Origin of the sequence: Peribacillus frigoritolerans, from assembly GCF_001636405.1 — a bacterium.
In the GTDB taxonomy this organism is placed as follows: domain Bacteria; phylum Bacillota; class Bacilli; order Bacillales; family DSM-1321; genus Peribacillus; species Peribacillus frigoritolerans.
The window spans coordinates 2,542,646-2,569,598 of sequence record NZ_KV440950.1 but is presented as its reverse complement, the minus strand read 5'-3'; the positions used below and the strand labels follow the sequence as shown (position 1 = coordinate 2,569,598).

Genomic DNA, 26,953 nt, shown 5'->3' with positions numbered 1-26,953 from the left:
CGCTCATTCTTCTTCCAATTTTTCCGCTAAATATGCCCATCTTTCCATCAAATGGTCTAATTTATCCGTTAGTTCCTTTTCTTCTTCAAGAAGCAGGCGGACTTTTTCAAAATCGCTTCCCGCTGCTGACATTTCTGATGTTATGTCTTTCAAACGCAGCTCGGCCCGCTCCATGTTCCCTTCTATCTCTTCCCATTCCTTACTTTCCGCATAGGTTAGTTTTTTCTTTTTCTTTTCGGTCCGGTTCATCTGTGGCTCTGGTGCTTTTACTGGCACAGCCTCTTCCGTCTTGTCTTCCAAGAACTCTGAATAAGAGCCGTAATAGAAATCAATTTCACCTTTATTCTTGAAAACAAGAAGCTGATGGCACGTTTTATCCAAGAAATACCTATCATGTGAGACAGTAATGACTACACCTGAAAACGTTTCTAAATAATCCTCAAGAACGGTCAAGGTTTGCGTGTCCAGATCATTCGTCGGTTCATCCAAAAGCAGAACATTGGGTGCCGACATCAATATGTTAAGGAGATATAATCGCCTTTTCTCCCCACCGGACAGCTTACGAATTGGTGTCCCATGCGATCCCATTGGAAATAAGAACCTTTCAAGCATCTGCGCAGCAGATATGAAACTACCATCTTTAAGGGCGATTGAATCCGCCGTTTCCCGAATATACTCTATCATGCGCAAATTCTCATCCATATCGACGCTTTCTTGCGTATAGTATCCTATTTTCACGGTTTGCCCTTTTTCCAGGTTTCCTTCATCTATTGATTCCCTACCTGCCAGGATATTCAACAAGGTTGACTTTCCGCTGCCATTATTACCGACGATCCCAATTCGATCACCTGGTTTGAAGAGGAAGGAAAAGTGGTTGATGATGGTTCGATCACCGAAGGATTTAGATACATCCTGCATCTCAAGTACTTTTTTCCCAAGACGGGCACCGCTTAATTCCATTTCCAGGTTCTCGGTTTTCTGCTTATCCTTTACACCTGATTCCAATGTTTCGAAGCGTTGGATCCTGGCCTTTTGTTTCGTTGTCCGGGCCTTTGCACCCTTACGGATCCAGGCAAGTTCTTTTTTGAATAGACTTTCCTTTTTCGTTCTTTCAGCCGATTCATTCTCTTCGCGAATGGCCTTTGATTCTAAATAATCCGCATAGTTTCCTTTGTATTCGAAAAGCTGGGTCTGGGCAATTTCCCAAATCTTATTGGACACACGATCAAGGAAATATCGATCATGGGTTACAAATAAAACGGATTTTTGATATTTACCTAAATATTCTTCAAGCCAAGTGATGCTTTCAAAATCTAGATGGTTCGTAGGCTCATCCAAAATCAATAAATCAGGGGTCTCAATCAAGGTTTTTGCCAGGGCCGCACGTTTTTTTTGGCCGCCTGACAGTTCCCCCAGTCTCCTTGAATGATCAGGAAGTCCAAGCTTGGTCAGTATCGTTCTGGCATTGGCACTTGTATCCCAGGCGCCTAGCGTGTCCATATCCTGCTGCTGTTTTAACAAACGGTCCTGTATTGCGCTATTCTGCGGGTCTACTTGAAGTTGAATGAGCGTCTTTTCATACTCTTTAATCAACGAAAATACAGGAGTTGAACTTTCATACATATATTCCATGATCGTCAATTTCTCATCAAAATGCGGATCTTGGGACAGATAGGAAATCGTATAATCATTCGGATGATCCTTCGTTCCTAAATCACTGTCTTCCAGCCCTGCGATGATATTCAATAATGTCGATTTACCGGTGCCGTTTATCCCAACGATCCCGATTTTTTCCCCTTCGGTAATGGAAAAAGAGACATCTTTAAAAAGCAGCTTTTCCCCTTGGGTTTTCATTACATGTTCCATGCTAAAAACTTTCATAATCGTACATCCCATTCCTTATTAAATTCCTCTAAAAATCCTACCATATATTCATGCCTTTCACTAGCAATCTTCTTGGCTGTACAAGTATTAAGCATGTCTTGCAAGCGCAATAATTTTTCATGAAAGTGATGAATGGAAGAGCTTTTGCCATTCCTGTATTCCTTCTTGGTCATGTTTTCCCTAATGGGCAATGAAGGATCATACATAAGCTGTCCCTTCTTTCCGCCAAATGCAAATGTCCTGGCTATGCCTATGGCACCAATTGCATCCAAGCGGTCCGCATCCTGAACAATTTCAGCCTCTATCGAAGGTAGCCTCATCTGCCCTGCACTAAATGAAATTGTATTGATGATCTGTTTGATGGCATCAACACTATCAATATCCAACTTTATTTCATCAAACCAAGCATCAAGCTTTTTCCAGCCCCCATCGGCCTCCTGGTTTAGTTTATCATCAGGGATATCATGAAGCAGAGCCGCCATTTCAATGATGAACTCATTTCCTACTCGTTCTTCTTTTGCAATATGTAAAGCCAGCTTACGAACACGATCGATATGGAACCAATCATGGCCGCTGGCATCAGAATTCAATCGGTCATATACATACTTCTCCGTTAACTCAATCATCGTTTGTTTCATTTCACCACTCCATGTCCTTTCTATTTTACCATGGTTCTCAATAATGGTGTGCTTTAATCTTCATTGAACCAACTGAGCCCAATCGTCTGTTCACCGGTATGCACCCCGATGGCACTCCCCAGTGGGGATACATGGATCAACACATGAGGGAATTCTTCGGAAATCATCTTTTTCCATTTTTGTGCCTGCTCCGACACTCCACCATATAATATGGTGCATTCCTTTACTGTTCCCGCTTCGACTGATCTGCGAAAATCAGTGAAGATCTGTTTTTCCGCTTTTTTAAGGTTCCGAGGTTTAGATTTAGTATGGAGCACACCATTTTCAATTGAAATGATGGGTTTAAAGCTCAATAGGCTTCCTAGAATATACTGTGCGTTTGTTAACCTGCCGCTCCGGTGCAGCTGATCTAAAGAGCCTATCATTACATAGGTCTCATGGTTATCCGCATACATTCTCGTTTTGACGAATGCTTCATTGATGGAATCGCCATTTTCAATATAATGCATGAGCCGTTTCAAGATTAATAGCATTGGAAAGGAAATAAGTAAAGTATCAAAAACGTCAACAGGGATCGTAACCATTTGTGCAGCTTGCCTGCTCGCAGAAACCGTCCCGCTCAATTCACTGGAAAGATGTACGGCTATGATTCGATCATAGCGTTTTTCAAGCTCCTTATATAATTCCTGGAATCGGCCGACCGAGGGCTGTGACGTGGTGGCAGTGATTTTTTCCTCACTCATCCGCCGGTATAATTCCTCAGGTAATAGGTCGACGCCATCTTCATATTCCTTCCCATCGATGATGACGACCATCGGAACGACGTATACATGTTCATTCAATGATAATTCTTCATCTAAAGTTCCCGTACTATCTGTTACCCATGCAATTCGTTCCATGGTTTCCCCCCTCATTTGTGTCTTCTATTATATTCAATATCCCAACCATCTGTCCCCTTTTAAAAACGGATGCATGCAATAAATATCTTACCTCAAGAAAAGAGCCCAACAGAAACTTTCCGTTGGACTCGATTTCATGCTTCATATTAATTTTTTTATATCTTCTTCCATTTCCAGAGGTTTTGTTTTAGGTGCAAACCGGCTGACGATATTTCCATTACGATCAATCAAGAACTTTGTAAAATTCCATTTTATCGATTTGGACCCCATCACTCCAGGAGCATTTTCAGTCAGATAGCTGAATAAGGGGTGGGCTTCCTTTCCTTTGACATTCACTTTTGCGAACATCGGGAAGGTTACACCATGATTCAATTTGCAGTATGAATCGATTTCCAGATCATCACCAGGCTCCTGATTCAAAAACTGATTACACGGAAAACCAAGCACGACTACCCCATCCTCTTTATATTGCACATACAGACTTTGCAAATCATCATACTGTGGCGAAAAACCGCATTTGCTTGCGGTATTCACTATAATCATCACTTTCCCTTTATATTCCTCAAGCGAGATGGTTTCGCCATTGATTTTATTGACTTCAAATTCGTAAATGGACATGAATGATCTCTCCCTTTAGTATGATGATTCATTTTACCGTATTTAAAGGTAGGTTTACCAACTTTAATCCTTTTCCTATCATCCAGGAATCTTCACTGCTTGAATGGATTGAATCAAATACTCTACCATGTCTTCCAAATCATCCATTTGCTCTTCTCTTACAAGCCTTCCAAATGAAATTTTATATATAGAAGAAGTAATGGGTTGCACTTTTTTACTGACCGTTTCGCTGGTCGTCACTGATATGATTCTCTGATCTCCCCAGATTTTTTCCAGGTCACTCATCAATTGTTCAGCATTCACTTCATCAAGCTTTTTAGGAAAAGAAATGAATATATTGACCGTGCAGCCTGAATGCGTATCATCAATAGCTTCATCGAGTAACTCCGAACTTAGGTTATGTAGGGAAGCGTGTAGCTCAATGGCACCGCTAATCGAAATGGGCGCGTTTGTTTTTTTCAATTCCATCTCGATCTTATATGATCTGGACATGGTTGAGAGATTCACTATATCATCACGGTTTATGACCAATATATCCCCAATGAAGTCACGATCGTAAACCGCTCCCTCCAATACCACTTTCATGTTTTCAAATGCTGTAGGATCAAACAATCTCCAAACACCTCTCCAACTTCATAGTTAATGTATTCCGATCTTTCCATTTTACCATTCACAGGCCATTTCCTTCGGGATTTACAAGAAATTATTAAAATAGCTTTTCTATTCAATAATTTTCTATATAATTAAAATATTATGATTTTTGAAGAAGGAGGCTAATCATGCCAATCAGAATTCCGGAACAACTGCCAGCAAGGGAAATTTTAGAACAGGAAAATATCTTCGTAATGGATGAGGAAAGAGCTACCAATCAGGAAATCCGTCCATTGAATATATTAATTTTAAACCTAATGCCAGAAAAAGAAAAAACGGAGGCCCAGTTACTGCGCTTTCTTGGCAATACTCCCATTCAAGTAAATATATCATTCCTGCGCTTAAGCACACATGAATCAAAGAACACAAGTAAATTTCATTTAGATCAGTTTTACAAATCATTCAATGATATTCGCACAAAGAAATATGACGGCTTGATCATTACAGGCGCTCCAGTGGAAAAGCTGGAGTTTTCAGACGTTAATTATTGGGAAGAACTGCAGAGCATCATGAACTGGTCAAGTGAAAATGTCACATCCACCCTACATATCTGTTGGGGGGCACAAGCTGCCCTGTACCATCATTATGGAATAGGCAAATACGAACTTCCAGAGAAATGCTTCGGGGTATACACTCATGAGGTCCTTGAACCGAATGAAAATCTAGTCCGCGGATTCGATGATTATTTTATGGCCCCTCATTCACGCTATACGGATATTGACTATCAAAAATTAGTTAACCATCCTGAATTGAAGGTTCTCGCACAGTCCGATCAAGCTGGTGTATTGATGGCTGCTTCAGTTGATGGAAAAAGAATTATGGTTACCGGCCATTTCGAGTATGATGCCGATACCCTTGGTGAAGAATACAAGCGCGATAGGGAACGCGGGATCAATACGCAACTCCCTGAAAATTACTTTCCTGATAACGATCCGACCAGGATACCTCTTCACCGCTGGAAGAGCCATTGCAGCCTGATGTTCTCGAATTGGCTGAATTATTATGTCTACCAATCAACCCCTTATGAGTGGGATTGAAAGGGTAAGAAAAAAGAAGCTTTCACTTTGAAATGAATCGCTTTTTTATGGCAGACACATCCGATCATCATGGGAAACAACCTGAGTAGCTGACTCAGGTTGTTTGTTTCATGATTCCTTATTACCGAAATATACCTCTTCAAAAGGTTGGACGACCACAAATCCTTTTCCTTCGAATTTCATTTGAACGGATTCGCCGCTTCCCCTTCCAAAAAACGACTTCAAAGAAACATCCGTTACGAATTCAGGCTGCAATTCCCCTGACCAAGCTACTGTGGCATTCGGGTCCGTATAAACCGGATTCCCAGGTTCCACCATTAAAGTAAGAGGCTCATAATGAGAAGTGAATGCAACCATGCCTCTCCCCTCGAGCCTTACGTTGAACAATCCGCCCGCCAATAACCCGGCAATGCGCCGCATCATTTTTATATCCCATGAAATCCCCGGCTCAAATGCGAGTAAATCATTTCCGTTAACACAGATCGATTCACCATTTAACTGTAAAATGGAAATCTTCTTCCCTTGATCCGCGACGTATAGCTTGCCGCTTCCGGTCGCTTTCATCAGGGATGCACCCTCACCGGTTAAGGCTTTTTTAAAGAGTTTACCAAAACCATGCTCCAAAATACCTTCCCGCTCGAATTTAATTTGGCCGCGATAAGAAACCATCGTTCCCATTTTTGCCCAAATCTGCTTTTCCAAATTAATCTCCAGGATTCGTTCCGTTTCAAGTTCAAATAAACCTTGACCCTTATCCTGCTGTTTCGTCTTTTCAACGAATTGATCGATTTGATACTTCTCCATCACTGCCCCACCTCTTTTTGAAAGAGGAAAAGCCACATGAACGATACAGCTTGCTTTAATTCCTTTGAAAAATGTCCGAGCTTTGTATAGTCCACCCCTCTCTTTGCTACGCCGGTATCAGCCACTGCCTTCCATCCCGTTTCTAAAGCCATTTTTTCAAATTCCCACGGCTGCATGGTATTCATGATGACTTCATCTCCCAATAACCGGTGGAAGCTGAATTTTTTTCGCGGCTCAGCTGTTGGACCAAGTATTCCAAAACAGACATAACCTCCAGGCTTTATTACCCGTTGGATTTCCTTCAACACCGTTAAGGGTTCACCCGTATATTCCAAAGAATTAATGACCATTGCCGCATCCATTTCTTCATCTTCGAAGGGAAGGTTATAAAAATCCCCTTGCAGGAAAGAAAGTCCTGGTTGTTGAGCGGTTTTCCCCTTTGCAAATTCAATCATCACATTGGATAAATCAACTCCAGTTACTCTAAATCCCGCTTCGGCCAATTTCAAGGAGCCAACTCCATCTCCACAGCCTATGTCAGCCATCTTCACTCCCGAAGGTACATATTCAGAAAAGAAGGGAATGATGTTTTTCCGACTCCCCGTTTCCCACATTTCTTGCGAATTCTTCACCCACATAGGTGCAAAAACATCCCATTCCTTTTCCGACTCTTTATGCCATGTATGTATATTCATAAAAAATTCACCCTCCCATTTAACCCCTAATCAATAAGTTGCTGAAAAACACAAAATCACTTCGTTTTCCCGAATCAAAATACCGGGGCCTCTTTATAGCTATTCTGTTCATAATCAAAAAATCCTCTTTTAAAACGTCACTCCCCTTTACACCTTATTTGTAAAATAACCATGCCCGATTCAAGAAGAGAGATGATATTAATACATAAAAAAAACTGCCAGCGGCAGCTTATTTTGAATTTTCTTCATTTCTTTTTTGTATCTTACGTAAATCCTCGACACGGTCAGAAGATTCTTCAAAGAATTCAACCAGGTCTCCAATCCTATCGATGGCATTCCAACTAAGGTGGTGTTCAATCCCCTCTACATCTTGATAAATATTTTCTTCCTTGACCCCAATCAACCTTAGCATCTGTTCTAAAAGTTCATGACGATATACGAGCCTTTTACCAACTTTTTTCCCATTTGCGGTTAAAACGAGACCCCGGTACTTTTCATATATCAAATATTTTTCCTGATCCAGTTTTTGTACCATTTTTGTAACAGAAGATGGGTGGACGGAAAGATTTTCGGCAATATCGGAAACTCTTGCATATCCTTTTTCTTCAATAAGTAAATAAATTTGTTCTATGTAATCCTCCATGCTCGGTGTAGGCATTCGGAATCCTCCCATTCAAACGCATATCTAAAAATTTTACTATATTAACGGCCCCGAAACAAGAAGATATAAGTCTCAGGGCGCCTTTAATGATGTTTCTTCTCAAGTTTGCTTGATGTTTTGTTCTGTTGGGAATGTAAAACTGATCTTCTTTTCAGCATCGGACCACGATAGAATGGCATCAAAGGTCTTTTCCCCTTTTTTAAAACCGCTTATCAGATCCGTTTCACCGCTCGCCAACAGCTTTTTTATATTTGCTTGACTGATTTTCTTATTAAGGATTTTTTTGGAGATGGTGAAGTTACACTTTGTTTTTTGATAACTTACACATCCATAGAATTCCCCTTTATCGACAATCTTAGAACCGCATAGTTTACAGCTGCCCACAGATGCCGAGCTTCTTTTTTTAGAGCCGCTCCGTTGAATCGACTCGGTATCCAGCCCTTGAAAATCCCAGTTTTCCGATGATTCCATGGCATCACTGATGATTTTTGCCGACATCTTTTTAACAGCCTCCATAAAGCCGCCAGCTGAAGCCTTTCCTTCACCAATTTCCCTTAAACGCTGTTCCCATTTGGCTGTCATCTCGGGTGAAGCCAGGATTTTCTCCCCGATGGCCGTAATCAGCACTTTCCCTTTATCTGTCGCAAACACCTGATTTTTTTTGACATTGATGTATTTACGGTCCTTGAGCATGGTAATGATGCCAGCCCGAGTTGCTTCGGTTCCGAGGCCCTCGGTTTTCATCAGTACTTTTTCTAACTCTTCATTATCCAGATGCTTTCCGGCTGTTTTCATCAAAGTGATCAGCTGACCTTCTGTATAGCGCTTAGGGGGCTGGGTTTTTCCTTCTTTCACCTTTATATTGGCGACATTTCCAGTATCCCCTTTGGAAACGGACGGTAAAATGATATCATCATCCTTGTCATCTTGGAAAATCACTTTGCGCCATCCCTCTTGAATCTGCTGCTTGCCTTTAGAAATGAATTCCGCACGCTTATCGACGAGCGTTTTAATGGTGGTGTAATCGAAAATCGCTTTCTCATAATGGGCCGCAATCAACCGGCGTACCACCAAGTCATAAATATTCCGTTCTTCGGCGGAAAGCCGCTTCGGGTCGATTACCTGCTCCGTCGGGATAATTGCATAGTGATCAGTCACTTTTTTTTCATTTACAAACCTTTTATTATTCATGATGTTCGGTTGTGGCAAAGGAAACAGGGATTCATATTCTGAAAATCCGCTTAGTTTTTGCAAGATATCGGGAAATGTTTCGGCTTCCCCTTCCGTCACGTAATTGGAATCTGAACGTGGATAAGAAACGATCCCTTTTTGATATAAACTTTGTACTATATCAAGCGTCTGTTTCGGTGAATATTTATAAATCTTGTTCACTGTCGCTTGCAATGACGATAGATTAAATAACAAAGGCGGCTGAAATTCTTTCCTTTCAGTATCCATTTCCGCTATTTCAGCTTCCTTACCCTTACAAAAAGCGGCAATTTTATCAGCCATTTCTTTTGTCTTGATTCTCGGATCATTATTCAGCTGCCATTTACCCTGATATTTCTTACCGTCCATCTTGAAATCTGCGAACACTTCCCAGAACGGTTCAGACTTGAATTGCTCAATTTCCATTTCCCGCTTCACTATCAAAGCAAGAGTCGGTGTCTGAACCCTTCCAGCTGAAAACACATCCGAAACACCCCTTTGTTTCAATAAAATACTATACGCTCGCGACGCATTCATTCCCACAACCCAGTCCGCACAAGCTCTCGTATACGCTTCATAATAAAGCGGCCTGGTTTTTTCTTCGCTCTTCAGATTTTGAAATCCCTCATAAATCGCTTTCGGGGTCAAAGAGGATATCCATAAACGTTTCATCGGTTTATTGACATTGCATAAGTTAACGATGTTGCGTACAATCAATTCTCCTTCACGCCCGGCATCACCTGCATGAATGATTTCATCGACTTCCGTTTTCCTAAGCAAAGTCTTCACAACATTGAATTGCTTTGCCTTTTGCCGTGTCACTTCATATTGAAATTTCTCAGGAATCATCGGCAACGTTTCCATCGACCATTTTTTCCATTTTGAATGATAGGTTTCCGGCGAAACAAGTTGACATAAATGTCCGACGGCCCAAGTTACATAAGCTCCATCGGGGAAAAGTTCATTCGGCATGATTTCTATATAGCCTTGCTGTTTTTTCGTTTTAAATTGAGCCGCTAGCGTTGAACCTTGATCTGGTTTCTCCGCAATGATTAGCTTCATGATCATCTTCACCTAATCCGTTACAAAATATCTTTCCCCTATCATTATACCTTAATTATCACAATCGGCTAGATATGACTTCGTTTTTACCGGACTGATAGTAGAAAGCATGAAATGATTGCTTAACTTCGGTGAAGAGTGAGGTTTTCAGGGAGATAAAAAAATCCACCTGAATATTGCAGTTCAATAAGTGAAAACTTCGCATTTGGGTGAATCGGAGTATATACAAATTGTACAATATTAAATGTGTGGTTCAATACTTTTCACTGTTTAGATGTAGTAACCTAAATTTTTGAGAAAAGCTAACAAAATCGGATCTACATTAATCAAATATTTGGAAAAGAAACTACAATTATCTTAGTTGGATTGAACACAGTTAATTATGGCCCCTAAAAGCCCTTATATATAAATACAATCCATTATGAATAGAGATTGAGCAAAAAGGGTTATTTTCTAGAGATTTAGTATACAATTTTTAAAAGTAGTTTGATGAGAATTTTTCATTTGGAGAAATTGAGGAAAATGAAGCTGCATTAGAACGATTACAAAAATGGTTATTGAAAATACAAAAACGAGATTTTTTCCAATGTGAATTACAACAACAAGCAGTAACCAGAATGGAAGAATGTAATAGTGCATTAGATAAATTTATGTGAATATTAAAAAAGGGCAATTCTGCGAAAAATTGCCCTTTTTTTTATTTATTTTTTTTTACAAGAATCATACAAGTGATTATTAACGTAAACGCTATTAAAGCTAAAAATGGGATAGTTATAAAGCCAAGCCAGTTTATATATTGGGCATTACAAGGTACACCATTTACACAAGGCTTTATTTCAGCAAAACCAGGAACTTTCTGTATTAAGTAGTGGTAGAGAGAAATAAACCATCCAATAATAGCCATTGGTAATACAAATTTCTTAACAGAAAAGTCCTTTTGAAATGTACTAATACCCAGTATTAAAGCAAGTGGATACATAAGAATACGTTGGTACCAACATAGTTCACAAGGAGTAAATCCTCGTATTTCACTGAAATAAAGACTACCAAGTGTAGCCACCATCGAAACCAGCCACGCAACATAGAGAAAAAGCTGTTTATTATAGTTGTTTACAACTTCTCTCATTATTGATTACCTTCTAACTCTTGTTCAATATGGGTTTTAATTTTTTCATAATCAAAAGGATCTTCTAGCATAATGCCATTTATTATTATTGTTGGAGTCTGTTGAATGTTAAACTCTTCTACTAATTCTGTATCTTTATTTACTGCTTCTAGATCTGATTTTTTTTCAATATCTGTTTTTAATTTATTTACATCAATACCAGGAACACCACTAGCTACTTCAAGGATTTTCTCTTGATTAATCCATAAAGCATCATGATTTTGGCTTGGCTGCTCTTTAAAAAGTCCTTTGTGAAAATCCCAATATGCTTCGGGGGAATTTTTTAACACCGATTCTGCTGCTATTGAACCTAATTGTGATTCCTCTCCGTGAAATAATACATTTATATAAGAAAATTTCACCTTACCAGTGTCAACATACTCCGAAACTAATCGTGGGAAAATTGTTTCCCCCCATGCTTTACAAGAAGGACATTTAAAATCACCAAATTCCACAACAGTTACTGGAGCATTGGCTTCACCTAAAATTGGTTGCCCTTCAATAGAAGGTACTTTTACTTCGCTTCCTGTATTTTTTGTTTCGGAGTTGATTACGACTAATGCAGCTAGAGCACCCAAAATTATAATTGTGAGTATAACTGCCATTTTCATTCCTGAATTCTTACTCTTCATCATATTTCACCTCGTATCATGTATTTAATAAAATTATATGTTATTGAATGCTTACCATTATTGATAAATAAAAAGCTACCACACTTAATGCACTCATTGTGAAACCTAAAAGGATAGGTGCTCTTTTTATGTATGACAATATTGTTAATCCCAAGAAGGATAAAGCTAATATTACTAACATTACACTGTTAAATTCAAAACCAAGAACTATTACTAAATCGCGTGTTATATTTCCTTGATATAATAGGTCAAATAATGCAGATGATCCTGTTGATGCTATTGTTGTTTCAATATCATGTGGTGGCTCTTGTTGCCCTAATACAGCAGTAGCTGAAAAAATTAGAAATACAATTAAACTTTCAGCTTTCGTCCAAGGCCTTGGATTAAAACTAACATTATTTTTTATTTTTTTTTGTATCAAAATGCTATTAATAAAGACATAAGCTAATAAAGGAATAATGAGCAGATGTTTAATTAAAAGTGCTTGTCCATAAGGTAGAATCCAAGAATTTGCATAGTCTTTATAATCGATCACTACAGTCATTAAAAAAAGTCCTGATATAACGGTTATAAAGAAACAAATTAATGCAACGGGCGTAAACCACCTTAAAAATTTCATCCAATTTAAGTGACTTTTTGAGGCCCAACTAATCACGAATAAAATTCCTACCCAAATGGTTACAGCAAGAAAATGAATAGTGTGTACAACGAATCCTATCCATTGCTCAATAGAACTAGCATGACTAGACCAACCTAGTGCAAGAATTAATATGAACGTAATGACCATACCAATGTATGCATATAGTGGATTCTTTCTGTAATCAAACCAAACAATATAAATAAATAATAGATTTGAGAGTAAATATGTAAAAATCCAGGATTTTCCCACTTCAAATGTAAAAAGTACCGATTTAAGTGTTTGCACAAACCCAATGTCCTGATAAAGATATAATATCACTTGTAAAACGGGTATAAATGAAAAGATTCCTATACCGGCTGTAGCTAGCATTAATACACCTTTAGGGACATTAAAATCAGGTCTATAGGTACTTGGTACAAGCTGCAGAATGAAACTACCAATTAATAGGGAAAAGCAAAGATATAATAATGGTTCACTGATGATTCCAATCATTAACATTTTTTTATTTCTTCCTCCTCATTAACCATAGGAAACTCCCAGCAACTATGACAAATAAAGCACCGATAATGGAAGGAATTATATAAGAGGGTACATTACTTTGTTGTACTTCACGTTTTGGTTTTTTATTAGTGTTTTCTTGATTATCTTCTTGTTTTGGTTCTCCCTCTTCCGTTTCAACGCTGGCTTTATCATGAGGTACATCTACTGAAAAAGAAAACGTACCTTCTATCGGATGTCCATCTGCACCAATGATCTTCCAGTCAACTTTATAATTTCCATTCTTTAAAGGTTGAAAAAAGGTTGCCCACATTTCTTCCTCCTCGATCACAAAGTTTCCTAGTTTAACAGGTTCTCCGTTTGAATTCGAAACACTAATTCTGCTGTTCTGTTCAACTTTTGTACCAAAAATTAAAGTTAGCTCCCGAACGGGTTCTGTCATTACTTCACCATCTTTAGGTGTTGAGTCTTCCAGAGAAGTGTGTGCTAGTGCTTGCTTTGAAAATAAGATGAAAAGTAATAAAAATAATAAAGATACTTTTTTTATCATTCCAGATACTCCTTTTACAAATTTAATTCATCAATTTGACACACATATTAGCTACTGCTAATATGATGATAACAAAACATATTAGTCCTGTCTAATATGTTAGGAGGTAAATATATGCAAAATACTGATATAGATATGAAGGTTAAGCTAATTCATGGATTTTCTAATAAAACAAGGATACAAATCCTCGAAAGTATAAAAAGTCAGGAAAAAACTGTGTCTCAAATTGTAGATGAAATCAAGGGGAATCAATCAAATATTTCACAGCATCTCGCGTGTTTAAAGGGTTGTGGAATTATAGTGGGAAGGAATGAAGGGAAATACTGTTTTTATAGCTTACGTAATCAACATATACGAGATTTATTATCAATGTTCGATGTAGTTCTTGAAGATGTTCAAAATGATGTTGCATGTTGCGAAAGTCATATAGATTAGGAGTGCTTAAAATGGCTGACAAATGTTGTAATTCAAATAATGATGCCGAAAATACAGAAAATAGGACGGATAGTTGTTGTAGCTCCACCAATTTAGAATTAAAACAAGAAAACACAAGTTGTTGTTCAAGTAACAAAGATTCAGTAAACAGCTTTAATTCAATACCTATTTTTATACAAACAGAAACTAGTTGTTGTAGCAGTAATACATCAAAGGAAACAGATAAAGAATTAGAGAAAATAAGCTGTTGCAGCAATTCCCTTCCAAGTGAAAAAAAGCAAGAAACCACTAATTGTTGTAGCTGTAAAACAACAATTAAAGAAGATGAAGCATTAGTGCAAACAAGCTGTTGTAGTAGTAATGAACAGCAGACAATTGAGACAATCTCGAACGCTCTACCTTCTGGGGAGAAAATGGCTTACAGAGTTCACGGAATGGATTGTCCGGCTTGTGCAAAAACCATTGAAAAAAGCTTAAGTACATTGAAGGGTATCTCTGAGGTAAAGGTTAATTACAGCACCGCGAAAATGCAGGTGGCTGCTAGTCACCTTGATGCTTTTATCCCAATTGAAAGTGAAATCAAAAAGCTTGGATATTCTATTGAGCCTTTAGATCAAAAAGGGAATATAAAAACGTTCGAAATTGAAGGAATGGACTGTGGTAGTTGTGCTAAGAGTATAGAAAACCATTTGAATACCCTCTCAAGCGTTAAATATGTCAGTGTAAATTTCTCTACCGGGAAAATGAAAATCGAACATTCAGATAGTGTTGAAAATATTATTTCTGAGGTTTCTAAAATTGGCTTTAAAGCTTCATTACAGTCAAATAAAAAATCGATACAGACTAACAAAAATAAAAGCGACAATGGCCTAATAATCTTGTCTGGTGTATTAATAGCTCTTGGTTTTATCGGTTCATTTAATGGTATTTCTCCTATTATGTCGACGATCCTATATGCTATCGCAATGGTTATAAGTGGTTATAAGCCAGTCAAAAGTGCATTCTATGCAATAAAAAGCCGTTCATTGGATATGAATGTTCTAATGTCTGCTGCAGCTATTGGAGCTGCGCTAATAGGTGAATGGCTTGAAGGTGCTACTGTTGTATGGTTATTTGCAATCGGTAACTTACTACAAACAAAGTCAATTGAACGTACAAGGAATTCGATTCGTAACCTTATGGATTTAGCTCCACCTGAAGCTTGGGTCAGCGTGGGTTCAGAGATAATTAAAAAACCAGTTGAAGAAATAACAATTGGTGACATTATCATTGTTAAACCTGGCGATAAGATTCCATTAGACGGTGAAATTATTCAAGGAGAATCAAGCGTCAATCAGGCTCCTATTACTGGAGAGTCCATTCCTGTTGATAAGGAAATTGGTGACACAGTATACGCAGGAACAATAAATGAAAATGGTTCTCTTGAGATTAAGGTGACTAAGTTAGTTGAAGATACCACCATATCAAAAATTATTCACTTGGTTGAAGAAGCACAGGAACAAAAAGCACCAACAGAAGCATTTGTAGATAAATTCGCAAGTGTTTATACACCTATTGTATTTATTTTAGCATTGGCAATTATGTTACTCCCTCCTCTCCTTGGATTTGGCACTTGGGGAGACTGGTTTTATAAGGGACTCGAATTGCTAGTTGTAGCTTGCCCTTGTGCTTTAGTGATTTCGACTCCTGTTGCGATCGTATCAGCCATTGGGAACGCTGCGAAGAATGGTGTCTTAATTAAAGGTGGTACGTTCTTAGAAAAAGCTGGTGCCATTACTGCCATTGCATTTGATAAAACAGGGACTTTGACTGAAGGAAAGCCTAAAGTCACAGAAATCAAGACTTTACACGTAACAGAAGATGAATTACTTTCAATTGCCTTAACACTAGAAGATTATTCAACACATCCTATAGCCAAAGCAATTGTTGGATATGCCAACGAAAAAGGAATTCAGCCTAAAATTGGCGAGCTATTCAGAAGTATCGTTGGAAAAGGTGTTCAAGCGACTATTGAAGGAAATATTTATTACGGAGGTAATTTAAAACTCTTCGAAGAAATGAAGGTTTCCTTAGATGATGTAAAAAATCATGTTCAAGAGATACAAAATAAAGGAAAAACTGTAGTTATAATCGGGACACAGCATCAAGTAATCGGGATAATTGCAGTTTCTGATACCATCCGTGAAACAACAGCTTCTGCTTTAAAAGCACTTAAACAAAGTGGAGTTAACCAAACTGTAATGTTAACCGGGGATAATCAAGGATCTGCAAAAATGATTGCTTCAGAAGCTAATGTTACTCGTTATTTCGCAGATTTGTTGCCAGAGGATAAAGTAGATGCCATAAAGAAATTACAAAATGAAGGACATAAGGTAGCAATGGTTGGAGACGGTATTAATGATGCTCCAGCACTTGCAACAGCAGATTTAGGTATTGCTATGGGCGGTGCAGGAACAGACACCGCAATGGAGACAGCAGATATTGTTTTAATGGCTGATAATCTTGATAAACTACCTCATACAATGAAGTTAAGCAGAAAAGCTTTAACTATTATTAAACAAAATATATGGTTCTCCGTAATTATTAAAGTAATTGCATTAGTCTTAATCTTTCCTGGCTGGCTTACACTTTGGATGGCTGTATTAAGTGATACAGGTGCTGCATTAATTGTTATTTTAAATGCAATAAGATTGTTAAAATTTAAAGAATAGAGATTAATGAGATGGTTCTACAATAGAACCATCTCATTTTTTTATAAAAAATACTATTTTTATCTTCGAAATATAGATTGATCAAAAGTTCCTCCCGAACCTCATATTAACTTAAATTAGAATCCATTTTGAAAAAAGATTGATCAAAATGTTATTTATAAAGGTTGCCGAAGTAACCAATTATTGATGCACAAATCCTCTCTTTTCTATTTTTGATGATGTAAAGTTTAGTTCTCATAAACAATAGGACTAGATCCATTCCCACCCTTTTTACAGCAATATACCGTCTGTAACCGTCCGGGTGGATCTTTGTTCATCCACCTTTCCAGATCTATACTTGCTTATCTTCGTATACGAAGTATTCTGAAAAAAAGAGTTGACATTAAACTTGTACTTACCTTAAAGTATAGCTTATACAACAAAAAGTTTCCTTAAGGAAACTTTTTAGAAGGGGGTCAAGTAATGCCGGATGAGAAAAAGGTTTCCCGTAGAGATATTTTAAAGATGGGGACAGCTGGTGCATTTGGAGTAGCTGGATCTTATTACTTAAATAAAATGGCACAATTTCCAACTATGGCTCAGGCAGCCAATAATTCGTCCCAGAAGAATGGCAATCATTCAAATCATGAAAATATGAGTGATAAAACAAAAACCACAGGTTATAAAATGGCTGAACGGCTCCTTACTGAGTTTGATTATGGAAACGTTACCAAGTTGCCCAACGGTCAAACACTCCGGGAATATGAAGTCGTGGCAATTGATAAAGAAATCGAAATTGCCAAAGGAATTAAATTTCCAGGATGGACTTATAATGGAACAATTCCAGGACCATCTTTTCGTTGTACCGAGGGGGACCTTTTGCGGTTTCACTTTATTAATAAGGGCAGCCACCCCCACTCTATTCATTTTCACGGAATCCATCCTCCAGAGATGGACGGTTTAACTTCCATTTATCCTGGACAAAAATTCACGTACGAATTTGAAGCGAAGCCATACGGATTACAAATTTACCATTGCCATGTACTCCCCCTAGCCCGCCATATCCATAAAGGCTTATACGGTAATTTTATTATTGATCCAAAGAAGCCAAGAGAACCGGCATTAGAGTTAAACATGGTTATGAATGGATATGATTTGGATTTAGACGGTGAAAATGAGTTTTATACGGTGAATGGCTATGCTTTCGCATTTATGAATCACCCTATTAAAATCAAAAAAGATCAACTCGTAAGAATTTACTTAAGTAATTTAACAGAATTCGACTTATTAAATTCGTTTCACTTACATGCGAATTACTTTACGTATTATCCAACCGGGAGAAACGATAACCCCTCTCAGTTCACAGATACCATCATGCAATGTCAGGGAGAACGTGGAATTATTGAAGTTCGATTTCCATACAAGGGAACATATATGTTTCATGCCCACGTAAGTGAATTTGCTGAGTTAGGCTGGATGGGATTCTTTGAGGTCGAGTAAAAAAGGAGGGATAATATGAAGGGCAAATGGTTAATTACTGTTTTAATACCGTTAGTATTACTTATAGGGGTGCTAGGATGGGTGCTGAAAAATGGAGCAGGTGTAGAAAAAGATCCTGCAGCACCGATAGAAGTCTTGAACATTGAACGCATCAAGGTAACTAAAATCGGTTTCGAATTATCGGTTAGTAATACCGGACCTAAACCCTTAACAATTTCTCAAGTGATGGTCAATGATTCGGTGTGGAATTATAATGTCTCTCCTCAAGCAAAACTTGAACGATTTGATGAGGGAAAGGTGACCATCTCTTACCCATGGGTGGAAGGTGATCCACATACCATTAAGTTAATCACAGAGAATGGCATTATCACGGAAGGTGATGTTGCAGCTGCCACACTCACTCCAGAAACCACCTGGAGCAACTTTTTGAACTACGGCTTAATCGGATTTTACGTTGGAATTGTCCCGATCACATTGGGGTTGTTGTGGTATCCATTTATGAAACGTTTCTCACGAAAATCTATAAATGGGATTCTTGCTCTTACCGTTGGGCTCCTTTTATTCTTATTTGTCGGGACTCTGGCTGATGGATTTGAAATTGGTGCAGAAGCACCTTCTGTCTTTCAGGGGAATATGGTTGTCATAATTGGGGCTTCCTTAACCTTTTTATTATTGATCGGCTTTGATCAGTATCAACAAAGAAAACAAGAAAGGAAAGGATATTCCCCTTTTGGTCTGGCTTTGTTAATGGCTACCGGAATTGGCCTTCATAACTTTGGAGAAGGTTTGGCAATTGGTTCTTCCTTTGCACTAGGTGAAGCTGCTTTAGGAACCTTTTTAATCGTAGGGTTTACCCTTCACAACATTACGGAAGGGATTGGAATCGCTGCTCCTTTATTAAAGGCCACACCTCGTTTTAGAGACTTTCTATTACTTGGAGTTATCGCAGGTGCACCCGCCATTGCGGGTACATGGGTGGGCGGATTCATCTTCTCACCAATTTTGGGAGCTTTATTCCTTGGTATTGGAGCAGGGGCCATTCTTCAAGTAATTTATGTAATAACAAAAATGCTCATTGAAGATCATAGAAAACATAATGAAGCATCTGTTTCATGGTTAAACCTTTCTGGTTTCGCGCTTGGACTATTAATCATGTACTTTACTGCATTTTTCGTGAAATTTTAAGGGATGCCTTAATCTTGTTTGGACCCATAAACAATTCCCGAACTTGGTAGAGCTATTCAACATTGTTGAATTAAAAATTAACCAACGCTGCTAAAACTAATTAAAAGGAGCGTAATTGGTAATGAGACTTTGGAAAAAAAGAAGTAATTTTGGTAGATGGGTGGATAAACAAAAAGACCTAAATGAATTAGATTTAGAAAGAGCATCAAATATAAGTAGAGGTACAATTTCAAAATTATGTAGCGATCCGAACTATCGACCAAAAATTTCAACGGTAATTAAAATAAATCAGGGCTTAAAAAAACTTGATAAGAATATGGATTTAAACGATTTTTTTTACTGAAGATATTCTAAAAATGATCTAAAAGGAATTACAAAATTTAATTACTTGGGGGAAGTATTATGTTTCAAAGTATAGGTATACCAGGTTTAATTTTAATACTTGTCATTGCCTTGATTATTTTTGGACCTAAAAAGCTGCCGGAAATCGGTAGAGCCTTTGGACGTACTTTAATTGAATTCAAGGGTGCAACCAAGGGATTAGTATCTGATGAAGATAAAGGAGAAGGGGAAAATCCTGAGTTAACGACTGTTGAAAAGAAGCAGGATAAATCAGGTGATGCCTAAGAATTAAAAATTGTTCCTGCTTTTTGATTTTTAGAATATCAACAAAAAAGTATTACGTTTACAAACGGTCTTAGCAAACTATACACCCATTTCTGAAATTTTATACGCTAAAAGAATTCCAACATAAAAAGTCGATCTCCTTTACATTAAGAAATCGACTTTGTTAGTTTTTCTTAATGAAGAATTACTCCTTTTTCTTGAATAATGATGAGAGTACACACAAACAAAAACTCATCTTAAGGAGAAAGCTCTATGAATTTTAAAATGCAAAACAAACAAAATCAACTAATTGAAAGAATCACGAATCGTCATCTTGTTGTAGGAATTGATATTGCACAACAATTTCATGTTGCTCGAGCTGTTAACTATCGAGGAATTTTGGTCGGTCATCCTCTAAACTTTGAAAATAACGATGAGGGGTTTACTAAATTTCTAAGTTCGATCAAAGAACTTAAACGAATAAACCGTTTAGACACGGCCATCGTGGGAATTCATCACTGGTTGAATCTATCAAAATGGTTAGTCATAATGAACAAAAACGGTAATCTCCCCCGATAGTTGCATAAAGAAAAAGCTGCCTTAAGGCAGCTCCGATTTAAACTAACGCAGTGTTAGTGAAGGAAGACTCTTATTTCTCAACTTTCACAAACGTTTTTCCTGATCTATGTCAAAGCCATGATCCTCAAAGGTATCCCACCTTCTCGTTTCTCAGTTTCTTCACCCACCCAACAGCAATACAATTCACAAAAAGTCTTCAAGATGACTAATCATAATATGTGTCAGACCCCATCATTAGTTTTAACTCATGACTTTCAACAATGGGGCGAGAATATCCAGTCCTTGCTACTTGTATCATTGCTTTTCCCAATTCTTCTGATGTAATGATACTGCTTAACGTATCATCAAAATGTTGGTGGTACCTGCCGAATGCTTGACTGTTCGGTTTGAGCTTTCCATTCTTCCTGACGGAACTCTTTTTCCCACTTCGAAACCACAATACAAGCGAGAACATGTCCAGGAGTATTACAAGCTGTACGTGCCATATCCAGCACACGGTCAATGCCTGCTATAATTGCGACGCCTTCTGCAGGAAGCCCTACTGCTGAGGCGGTAGCTAAAAGGACAACTAGCGAACCGGATGGAACAGCAGCAATTCCTTTTGAGGTTGCAACAAGAACCCCCATTACTATCAACTGTTGGCCAAAATCCATCGGGATGCCATATGCCTGTGCTAGGAAAATAGAGCAAACAGAAAGGTACAATGTCGAACCATCACAATTCAGTGATAGCCCAGAAGGAATAACGAATGAAACAACACGTTTCGAACAACCGTATGCTTCCATTCGATCCATTAACTGAGGCAGAATGGTTTCCGTACTTGTTGTAGAAAAAGCGATAAGGAACAAATCCCATACCATTCGAAACACTTTAAAGTAAGAAATCTTCAAGAACCAAGCAATTATTGGAAACAGAACAAAAATAACAATAGCAAGCCCAAGATACACAACCCCAATCAACTTTGCCATCGGGATTAAAAGGGCAATACCATACTGACCTACAGAGGCTGCCATGAGAGAGAGTACACCAATCGGTGCGGTTACCATGACCATTTGTGTCAGTTTAAACATGATATTTGCAACTGATTCCATAAACTTCATTGCCGGCTCTGACTTTTTGCCAATTGCTCCAGCAGCTGCACCAAATAAAATAGCGAAGAATATAACAGCTAATAAATCACTTTTTGCCATCGCATCAACAATGTTGCTTGGAATGATGTTAACAAGCATCGTTTTAAAATCGACAACTTTGGTAACGCTTTCATTTAATTGTGTGATATCCTTTTGAGCGAGGTGGGATAAATTAAGCCCAGCACCAGGCTTTAGAATGTTAACAAGTAAAAGACCTATACCTAGAATCAGAGTGGTAATAAATTCAAACCAAATAATTGTTTTAAGTCCTAATGAACCCATTTTTTTCATGTTTCCGTCACCCGATGACCCAATGACAATGGTAGTGAAAACAATAGGCACAACAATCATTTTAATAAGATGAATAAAAGCGTCGCCAATTGGTCTTAAGGATTGGCCAAGTTCAGGAAAAAAATGTCCGATAAGTGCTCCAATAAACAATGCAATTAAAACTTGAAAAGCAAAAAACCTTTTCATAGGTTGTCCTCCCTGAACGAAAGATTAATAGCCTCATCACACAATATGTCAATAAATAGATCATTCCTTTCTCATTTGACTATTGAAAGAGAAAGAAGAAATAGCTTTTAAAAATAGCTTTTAAAAATCGTTTCTATAAATTCCATATATAACCTCCTTTTAAAAATATTTGTAAATATAAAAAAACTGTATCACCTATTCGCGATTCAGTAAAATACTGAATTACTATAAAGTTATAAGAATAAATTATTAATCCCGTTTACATTTTTAATTGTTCCTTAATCAGCTAACGCCCCCGTTCGTATAAGGTCAGCCAGAAAATATTTCTGGTTGACCATTTTTTATATGGTTTTATTATTACGGTAGCCGGGGCAAAACGTACCTGCTCGTGGGGATAAACCCCGTCAACTAAACTGTTTGCCCCTGCTTGTAGAAACATGATTAGGCTGGTTGGGACGTAGATCTCGTATAACTAGCGAAGCTGTGGCACTACAAGGAGAAATAGGGTAACCGGCCATCCACTAGATTAGGAGGATATTTAGGGTCTGGATATTTCAAAAGGGAAAAGTCAAGTCCAAGCTTTCTTGGATAAAAATCAGTCTTTCTAAAAAGCTTTAAAGTAGCACATACTCTTGAAGGGATTAATAAAAATGTGGTTTTCTTCAACATAAAGTTCACCTCAAAAATCAAATTTCTTTTAGTATTCCACTTCTGATTTCCATCATAAATAAGCAGCTATTACACTAACCTCCCTCAATAAACTAAACACAATCTCACACCACTATTAATATAAATATCCAGTTTTGTTTGTAAGTTTTATTCCATTAAATGGCCCTTAAATGTAAAAATGAGCGCGATCCTTCATACAGGAAAGCGCCCTTTTCTTGTTCAATTACTTTTATATAAATACGCTTGTTTGCTACCGAATTTGATTAAATTCTTCAAGATGTAAAACCAAAAATACTTTATGTTTACGAAATGAGAGTAGAAGATTTATCTTCATTTAATATGGCTTAATAGGAACAGGGTACATGATTTACACTGATTATGGTTATGTTTCGGAAACTTGAATGTATAAAAGCGAGCTAAGATGTCACATCAATCTTTATTTTATTCTCCGAGTTTGACTGAATCTACTGGGACGAATCTTTTTATGGATCCGCCAACAATTTTTCTTCATTTGACCCAAGCTTGATCGTGTATTCAGTCGGTATCCATAAGCCTGTATTCTCATTTCTTCCTTGGAGAACATATTTCGGGTTGTTTTTGCCCATACGTTCTGCAGCTGTTTTCGCAAGCTTGCCGATATCACCTGTTTTGAGGCGGTTGATAATTAAACCTAGTTTCAAACTGTTAATTGTCAGCATTTCATAATCTGTACTGCTGTCTCCTGCTACGAATATCGGACCGTATCCGCCCCGCGTTTTGGAGATGGCGTGTTCGATCACTTCCACCTTACCTTCTCGAGCAGTGATCGGCCAATTGTCTTCATATTCTGCTTGAGTAATTCCTTCCTTCTTTTTTAATCTCATCCCAAAGACATTTTCCTTTGGAAGGTTGTAGCCGTATTTGGGATTTGACGAAAATACCTCCACCACCTCTTCCATCGAAGCCGAAATAACATAAACGTCAATCCCATTCTCCATAAAAGTATGCATTAAGTTTGCGATTTCCGTGGCCAGACGCAGTCCTGTTGTATAGGTAACTTCAACTGTACCGGCTTTTCCTAACATGGACCCAGGACTTATAAGCGTCACCGATGCCATATCCGCCCCTAAGTTATAATCATTTGAAGCCTCTGCAAGCTGCTGAACTTCTTCGGTCGACATGTTCGCAAATAAATAAAGCACCCATGGATATCCGATTTCAACACCGTATGTTTCCCCAATGGCTTCATACAGAAAGTACATTTTCGCTTTAAAATCTTTAAAACGATCAGTTGAATGTAGCGTTTCTAACCGCTCTTTTCCATTCATCCCATTATAGTTGGAATAAAGAAATTCGTAATCGCGTTTCAGATCCTCGGCGATTTGCTTGAGAGTGACTGCATCTCCCTGAAGGTTTTTAAACTCGTGTGAAAAGGGTCCATTCGGCACATTCTTTTTGATCACTTCATAAAACTCTTCCGGTTGCATGTTATATGCCAAGTGATCAATTTGATAAAGGAAGAGGGCCTCCTCCGTATCATTCATGATGCTCGTATGATCCCAATCAAAAACAACATAAGGTTTTCGTTTTGGATCGTATGCTGTACTTCCAGCACCATGCTTATCAATTAGGTTTTGAACAGACTTATAGGTGTCAGGAGCCCATTTTCCTTTATCCAACACTTGAATACAATGGCCCTCCCTTTTTTGCGGAGTCGAAACTGCTTTTCCGCTTGCAGCCGCTCCTAAGGATGCAGACAAAAACAAGCAAATGATGATCATGCCAAATAAAGCCTTTAATTTGGTTCTATTATTCATATTATCCCCCCTGAAAAATGCAAAAGACGCCTGCCCAATAGCTCGTTATTAGCTATTGAAACAGGCGCCATTGCCGATTGATTCTTTTATGCGTAAATATTATCAAGAATTTTCAAAATAGTCAAATATTAATTAGTGATTCTTTTCTTAACATTTGTAACTTTATAAAAAGATTGATCATTTTTGTAATCCTTATTCAATTAAACCCGTTTTGCTCAAAAATCACAAAAGAGCTACATTAGTAAGGTACTAGAATTCCAAACATCGGACAAGAAAAAAACCAATCAACTTGTTTATTTTTCATTAGTTTACTTCCAAAATGTTTTAATTAGCCTATTATCATTTAAATGATAATACAAAAAAAGAGTTACAAAACAACTCTTATTTTAAACTTATCTTTAACAAAAACTGTCCCTCTAGTTTCCACAAGAAAACAAGGGTTGCCGTACCCTTAAAAAGGCTATCTAGTTTAGTGTTGATAATCCAGGAGAGAATCACATTTTTTCTCCTCCAAATTGATTCACCGACTATGAATTTTGGATGGTTCTAAGGTCGTTATAATATCGAATATTCCCATGAAGTTTTCGGTAAAAAGCCTAAATCTCTTTTCTGAAAATTAAATTCACCCAGTAAAACACGGGTGAAATTCGTAAAGCTATATATATCAGTGTAATTTTAAATACGCCCAAATATGGGTACAATTGCACCCTTCCAGCTGTAAACACATCCAAACATCAACAATAAGTTTCTAACTCATTCCTTCTCCTTTACCAGTATCTTTTAAAATTATTAAATAATGATGAATAAATGGTCAAACCTATAAAAAAGTAAAGTTATTTACCTACTTACCTTAAAGGTTAAAATCACAAATTTAAAACTCATTATTCTAAATTTTCATCCTTATATAAATGATAAATTATAGCCAATTGCGCTTCCTTAAAATAGATGTCTTTTTATAGAGACTCACCTAAATTTGTTCTAAATGCTCAATTCTTCAATGCTTGTCCCAATGCTTTTAAGCCATCCTCGTACATTCCGTGGAACAGATTTATAGCCTCTTCGTCACTAATACCTACAGGTGTGAAACTGCCAGACCACTCTACCAACGATGTTTTGCTGTCAGCAGTCTCGCGAACGCGGATTGTAGCTTGATAATCAGTGACCGGAAATTGTGCTTTTATAATCGAGTATGTGTAGTAGCGATCCTTGTCATTGAATACTCCGAGACGCTCTACAATATTCTCTCCATCAAGATCAGCTAGATGGCGCATTCGTCCACCTTCACTTAGCTCACTGCTAGATATAGAAGGTAACCAGTCAGGAAGTGAGTTAAAGCCTCCGATCAATTTCCATACCTGGTCAGGCGAGGCAGGGATTTTAATTGTAGTAGTAGTATGTGCCATATTAATTACTCCTTTTTAAAGTTAATTGGCAGTGGCGCATTAGATGCCACCAGTTTTTTGTTCGGCATTTCTTGCCAAAATGCGGGCGGAATGACAGCTGCCATTGCTGGATTAGCCAGTGAAAATTGTAAGACAACTGCCTTGATACTGATTTGATTACGCTGCTTCTTACAGCTTCGATTGTACGATCATTACTTTCGCTCAACAAATGTAGTTGTCCTCTAATTTGCCCCAACAACAAAAGCTTTCATATGTGCCATGCTCATTTGTAATTATCTCATTACCATTCTTGAGTTGCAGGTACAACAATCACATCATTAATCATCACATTAGCAGGTATATTAGTCATATCTGCGAGAGTTATCCTTATTACTTTTTGCAGGTCACTTAGTGTCAGTTGTACTTGATGACCTACACGGCCACCAGAAAAATAAATCGTTTCAAAGTTTTCTGCGGTACAGTTAATGAAGGTTCGAAACTGCTTTTTCATTCCTATAGGTGAACAACCGCCGTGAATGTAGCCTGAAACGGACAGAAGCTCCTTTTGAGGAATCATCTCTAATGATTTTTCTCCTGCTACCTTTGCAGCCTTCTTTAAATCAAGCTCGTTTTCCATTGGCACCATAAAGACATAACACTCTTTAGATTTCCCCACAGTACAAGTGTCTTAAACACCGTAGCAAGATCCTGACCAAGAGAATTATTTACATCAATAAAATTAAGCTTTGTACTGTCGTAGGAATAGTAGTTATACATAATCTTCTTTTTGTCCAGGATTCTCAATACGTTGGTTTTATCTACTCTTTTACCCATCATTATCACCGATCTGACTGTTTAAAA

General features: G+C 37.8%; 23 protein-coding genes and 4 pseudogenes. 9 read left to right on the top strand and 18 right to left on the bottom strand.

Annotated elements, in window-relative coordinates; translation table 11 throughout:
• Positions 1-3: 3 nt before the first annotated feature.
• From A6755_RS12520 to A6755_RS12500, 5 genes are all read right to left on the bottom strand, one after another.
• Positions 4-1,881, bottom strand: a complete 1,878-nt coding sequence (locus A6755_RS12520) for an ABC-F family ATP-binding cassette domain-containing protein (protein WP_063590828.1) — start codon at positions 1,879-1,881, stop codon at positions 4-6.
• Positions 1,878-2,522: an HD domain-containing protein gene (locus A6755_RS12515; RefSeq protein ID WP_034307583.1), complete on the bottom strand. Its 645-nt coding sequence runs from the start codon at positions 2,520-2,522 to the stop codon at positions 1,878-1,880. The genes A6755_RS12520 and A6755_RS12515 overlap by 4 nt, the downstream gene beginning before the upstream one ends.
• 53 nt (positions 2,523-2,575) lie before the next feature.
• Positions 2,576-3,421, bottom strand: a complete 846-nt coding sequence (locus tag A6755_RS12510) for a DegV family protein (RefSeq protein ID WP_063590827.1) — start codon at positions 3,419-3,421, stop codon at positions 2,576-2,578.
• Between the two features lie 141 nt (positions 3,422-3,562).
• Positions 3,563-4,039: a glutathione peroxidase gene (locus A6755_RS12505; RefSeq protein ID WP_034307586.1), complete on the bottom strand. Its 477-nt coding sequence runs from the start codon at positions 4,037-4,039 to the stop codon at positions 3,563-3,565.
• Between the two features lie 78 nt (positions 4,040-4,117).
• A complete protein-coding gene (locus tag A6755_RS12500) occupies positions 4,118-4,651 on the bottom strand; it encodes a hypothetical protein (protein WP_063590826.1) in 534 nt (177 codons plus the stop codon).
• Positions 4,652-4,818: 167 nt separating this feature from the next.
• Between A6755_RS12500 and metA the strand changes: the two genes are divergently transcribed.
• Positions 4,819-5,727, top strand: a complete 909-nt coding sequence (gene metA, locus A6755_RS12495) for a homoserine O-acetyltransferase MetA (RefSeq protein ID WP_034307589.1) — start codon at positions 4,819-4,821, stop codon at positions 5,725-5,727.
• 108 nt (positions 5,728-5,835) lie between these two features.
• On the opposite strand, the gene A6755_RS12490 is transcribed toward metA, so the two are convergent.
• The 4 genes from A6755_RS12490 to A6755_RS12475 all read right to left on the bottom strand — a co-directional run bounded on the left by A6755_RS12490 (position 5,836) and on the right by A6755_RS12475 (position 10,158).
• Entirely contained in the window at positions 5,836-6,531 is a 696-nt protein-coding gene (locus A6755_RS12490) for an AIM24 family protein (protein WP_034307590.1), read from the bottom strand.
• Positions 6,531-7,226, bottom strand: a complete 696-nt coding sequence (locus A6755_RS12485) for a class I SAM-dependent methyltransferase (RefSeq protein ID WP_063590825.1) — start codon at positions 7,224-7,226, stop codon at positions 6,531-6,533. The genes A6755_RS12490 and A6755_RS12485 overlap by 1 nt, the downstream gene beginning before the upstream one ends.
• Before the next feature lie 229 nt (positions 7,227-7,455).
• On the bottom strand, positions 7,456-7,884 hold the full coding sequence (mntR, locus tag A6755_RS12480; protein ID WP_034307593.1) for a transcriptional regulator MntR: 429 nt from the start codon (positions 7,882-7,884) through the stop codon (positions 7,456-7,458).
• A gap of 102 nt (positions 7,885-7,986) precedes the next feature.
• A complete protein-coding gene (locus A6755_RS12475) occupies positions 7,987-10,158 on the bottom strand; it encodes a DNA topoisomerase III (RefSeq protein WP_063590824.1) in 2,172 nt (723 codons plus the stop codon).
• A 503-nt stretch (positions 10,159-10,661) separates the two neighbouring features.
• Between A6755_RS12475 and A6755_RS28110 the strand changes: the two are divergent.
• Positions 10,662-10,814 (top strand): annotated as a pseudogene (locus A6755_RS28110) (Chromate resistance protein ChrB); the annotation flags it as partial.
• A 41-nt stretch (positions 10,815-10,855) separates the two neighbouring features.
• Here A6755_RS28110 and A6755_RS12470 read toward each other — a convergent pair.
• Genes A6755_RS12470 through A6755_RS12455 form a run of 4 tightly spaced genes read right to left on the bottom strand, consistent with a single transcriptional unit; the run spans position 10,856 to position 13,643 of the window.
• Positions 10,856-11,284, bottom strand: a complete 429-nt coding sequence (locus A6755_RS12470) for a disulfide oxidoreductase (protein WP_063590823.1) — start codon at positions 11,282-11,284, stop codon at positions 10,856-10,858.
• The gene (locus A6755_RS12465; protein WP_063590822.1) at positions 11,284-11,958 is read right to left on the bottom strand and encodes a DsbA family protein; all 675 of its coding nucleotides are present in this window, start codon (positions 11,956-11,958) and stop codon (positions 11,284-11,286) included. The genes A6755_RS12470 and A6755_RS12465 overlap by 1 nt, the downstream gene beginning before the upstream one ends.
• A 37-nt stretch (positions 11,959-11,995) precedes the next feature.
• Complete coding sequence (locus A6755_RS12460) at positions 11,996-13,093, bottom strand: copper resistance D family protein (RefSeq protein WP_063590821.1); 1,098 nt, start codon at positions 13,091-13,093, stop codon at positions 11,996-11,998.
• A gap of 4 nt (positions 13,094-13,097) precedes the next feature.
• A complete protein-coding gene (locus A6755_RS12455; RefSeq protein ID WP_063590820.1) occupies positions 13,098-13,643 on the bottom strand; it encodes a copper resistance CopC family protein in 546 nt (181 codons plus the stop codon).
• A gap of 114 nt (positions 13,644-13,757) precedes the next feature.
• Here A6755_RS12455 and A6755_RS12450 point away from each other — a divergent pair, with 114 nt between their 5' ends.
• From A6755_RS12450 to A6755_RS12420, 7 genes and pseudogenes are all read left to right on the top strand, one after another.
• A complete protein-coding gene (locus tag A6755_RS12450) occupies positions 13,758-14,078 on the top strand; it encodes an ArsR/SmtB family transcription factor (protein ID WP_063590819.1) in 321 nt (106 codons plus the stop codon).
• Between the two features lie 11 nt (positions 14,079-14,089).
• Entirely contained in the window at positions 14,090-16,789 is a 2,700-nt protein-coding gene (locus tag A6755_RS12445; RefSeq protein ID WP_084737675.1) for a heavy metal translocating P-type ATPase, read from the top strand.
• A gap of 462 nt (positions 16,790-17,251) precedes the next feature.
• Positions 17,252-18,268, top strand: a complete 1,017-nt coding sequence (locus A6755_RS12440; RefSeq protein ID WP_063590818.1) for a multicopper oxidase domain-containing protein — start codon at positions 17,252-17,254, stop codon at positions 18,266-18,268.
• A gap of 15 nt (positions 18,269-18,283) precedes the next feature.
• Positions 18,284-19,453 (top strand): ZIP family metal transporter, encoded by a 1,170-nt coding sequence (locus A6755_RS12435; RefSeq protein ID WP_063590817.1) that lies wholly within the window; start codon positions 18,284-18,286, stop codon positions 19,451-19,453.
• A gap of 121 nt (positions 19,454-19,574) precedes the next feature.
• On the top strand, positions 19,575-19,796 hold the full coding sequence (locus tag A6755_RS12430; protein ID WP_063590816.1) for a helix-turn-helix domain-containing protein: 222 nt from the start codon (positions 19,575-19,577) through the stop codon (positions 19,794-19,796).
• A gap of 59 nt (positions 19,797-19,855) precedes the next feature.
• Positions 19,856-20,080: a twin-arginine translocase TatA/TatE family subunit gene (tatA, locus tag A6755_RS12425; RefSeq protein WP_063590815.1), complete on the top strand. Its 225-nt coding sequence runs from the start codon at positions 19,856-19,858 to the stop codon at positions 20,078-20,080.
• Between the two features lie 252 nt (positions 20,081-20,332).
• Positions 20,333-20,602: pseudogene (locus tag A6755_RS12420) on the top strand (IS110 family RNA-guided transposase); the annotation flags it as partial.
• 380 nt (positions 20,603-20,982) lie between these two features.
• Here the strand turns inward: A6755_RS12420 and A6755_RS12415 are convergent.
• The 5 genes and pseudogenes from A6755_RS12415 to ybaK form a co-directional block, all read right to left on the bottom strand.
• Positions 20,983-22,245, bottom strand: a complete 1,263-nt coding sequence (locus A6755_RS12415) for a dicarboxylate/amino acid:cation symporter (protein ID WP_057277216.1) — start codon at positions 22,243-22,245, stop codon at positions 20,983-20,985.
• A 1,151-nt stretch (positions 22,246-23,396) separates the two neighbouring features.
• Positions 23,397-24,710 carry an HAD family hydrolase gene (locus tag A6755_RS12410; protein ID WP_063590813.1) on the bottom strand — a complete coding sequence of 438 codons (1,314 nt, stop codon included), beginning with the start codon at positions 24,708-24,710 and terminating at the stop codon, positions 23,397-23,399.
• 986 nt (positions 24,711-25,696) lie between these two features.
• Positions 25,697-26,113, bottom strand: a complete 417-nt coding sequence (locus A6755_RS12405; RefSeq protein WP_063590812.1) for an SRPBCC family protein — start codon at positions 26,111-26,113, stop codon at positions 25,697-25,699.
• A 5-nt stretch (positions 26,114-26,118) separates the two neighbouring features.
• Positions 26,119-26,274, bottom strand: a pseudogene (locus tag A6755_RS26645) (aldo/keto reductase); the annotation flags it as partial.
• Positions 26,275-26,393: 119 nt separating this feature from the next.
• A pseudogene (ybaK, locus tag A6755_RS12400) lies at positions 26,394-26,926 on the bottom strand (Cys-tRNA(Pro) deacylase).
• Positions 26,927-26,953: the final 27 nt, after the last annotated feature.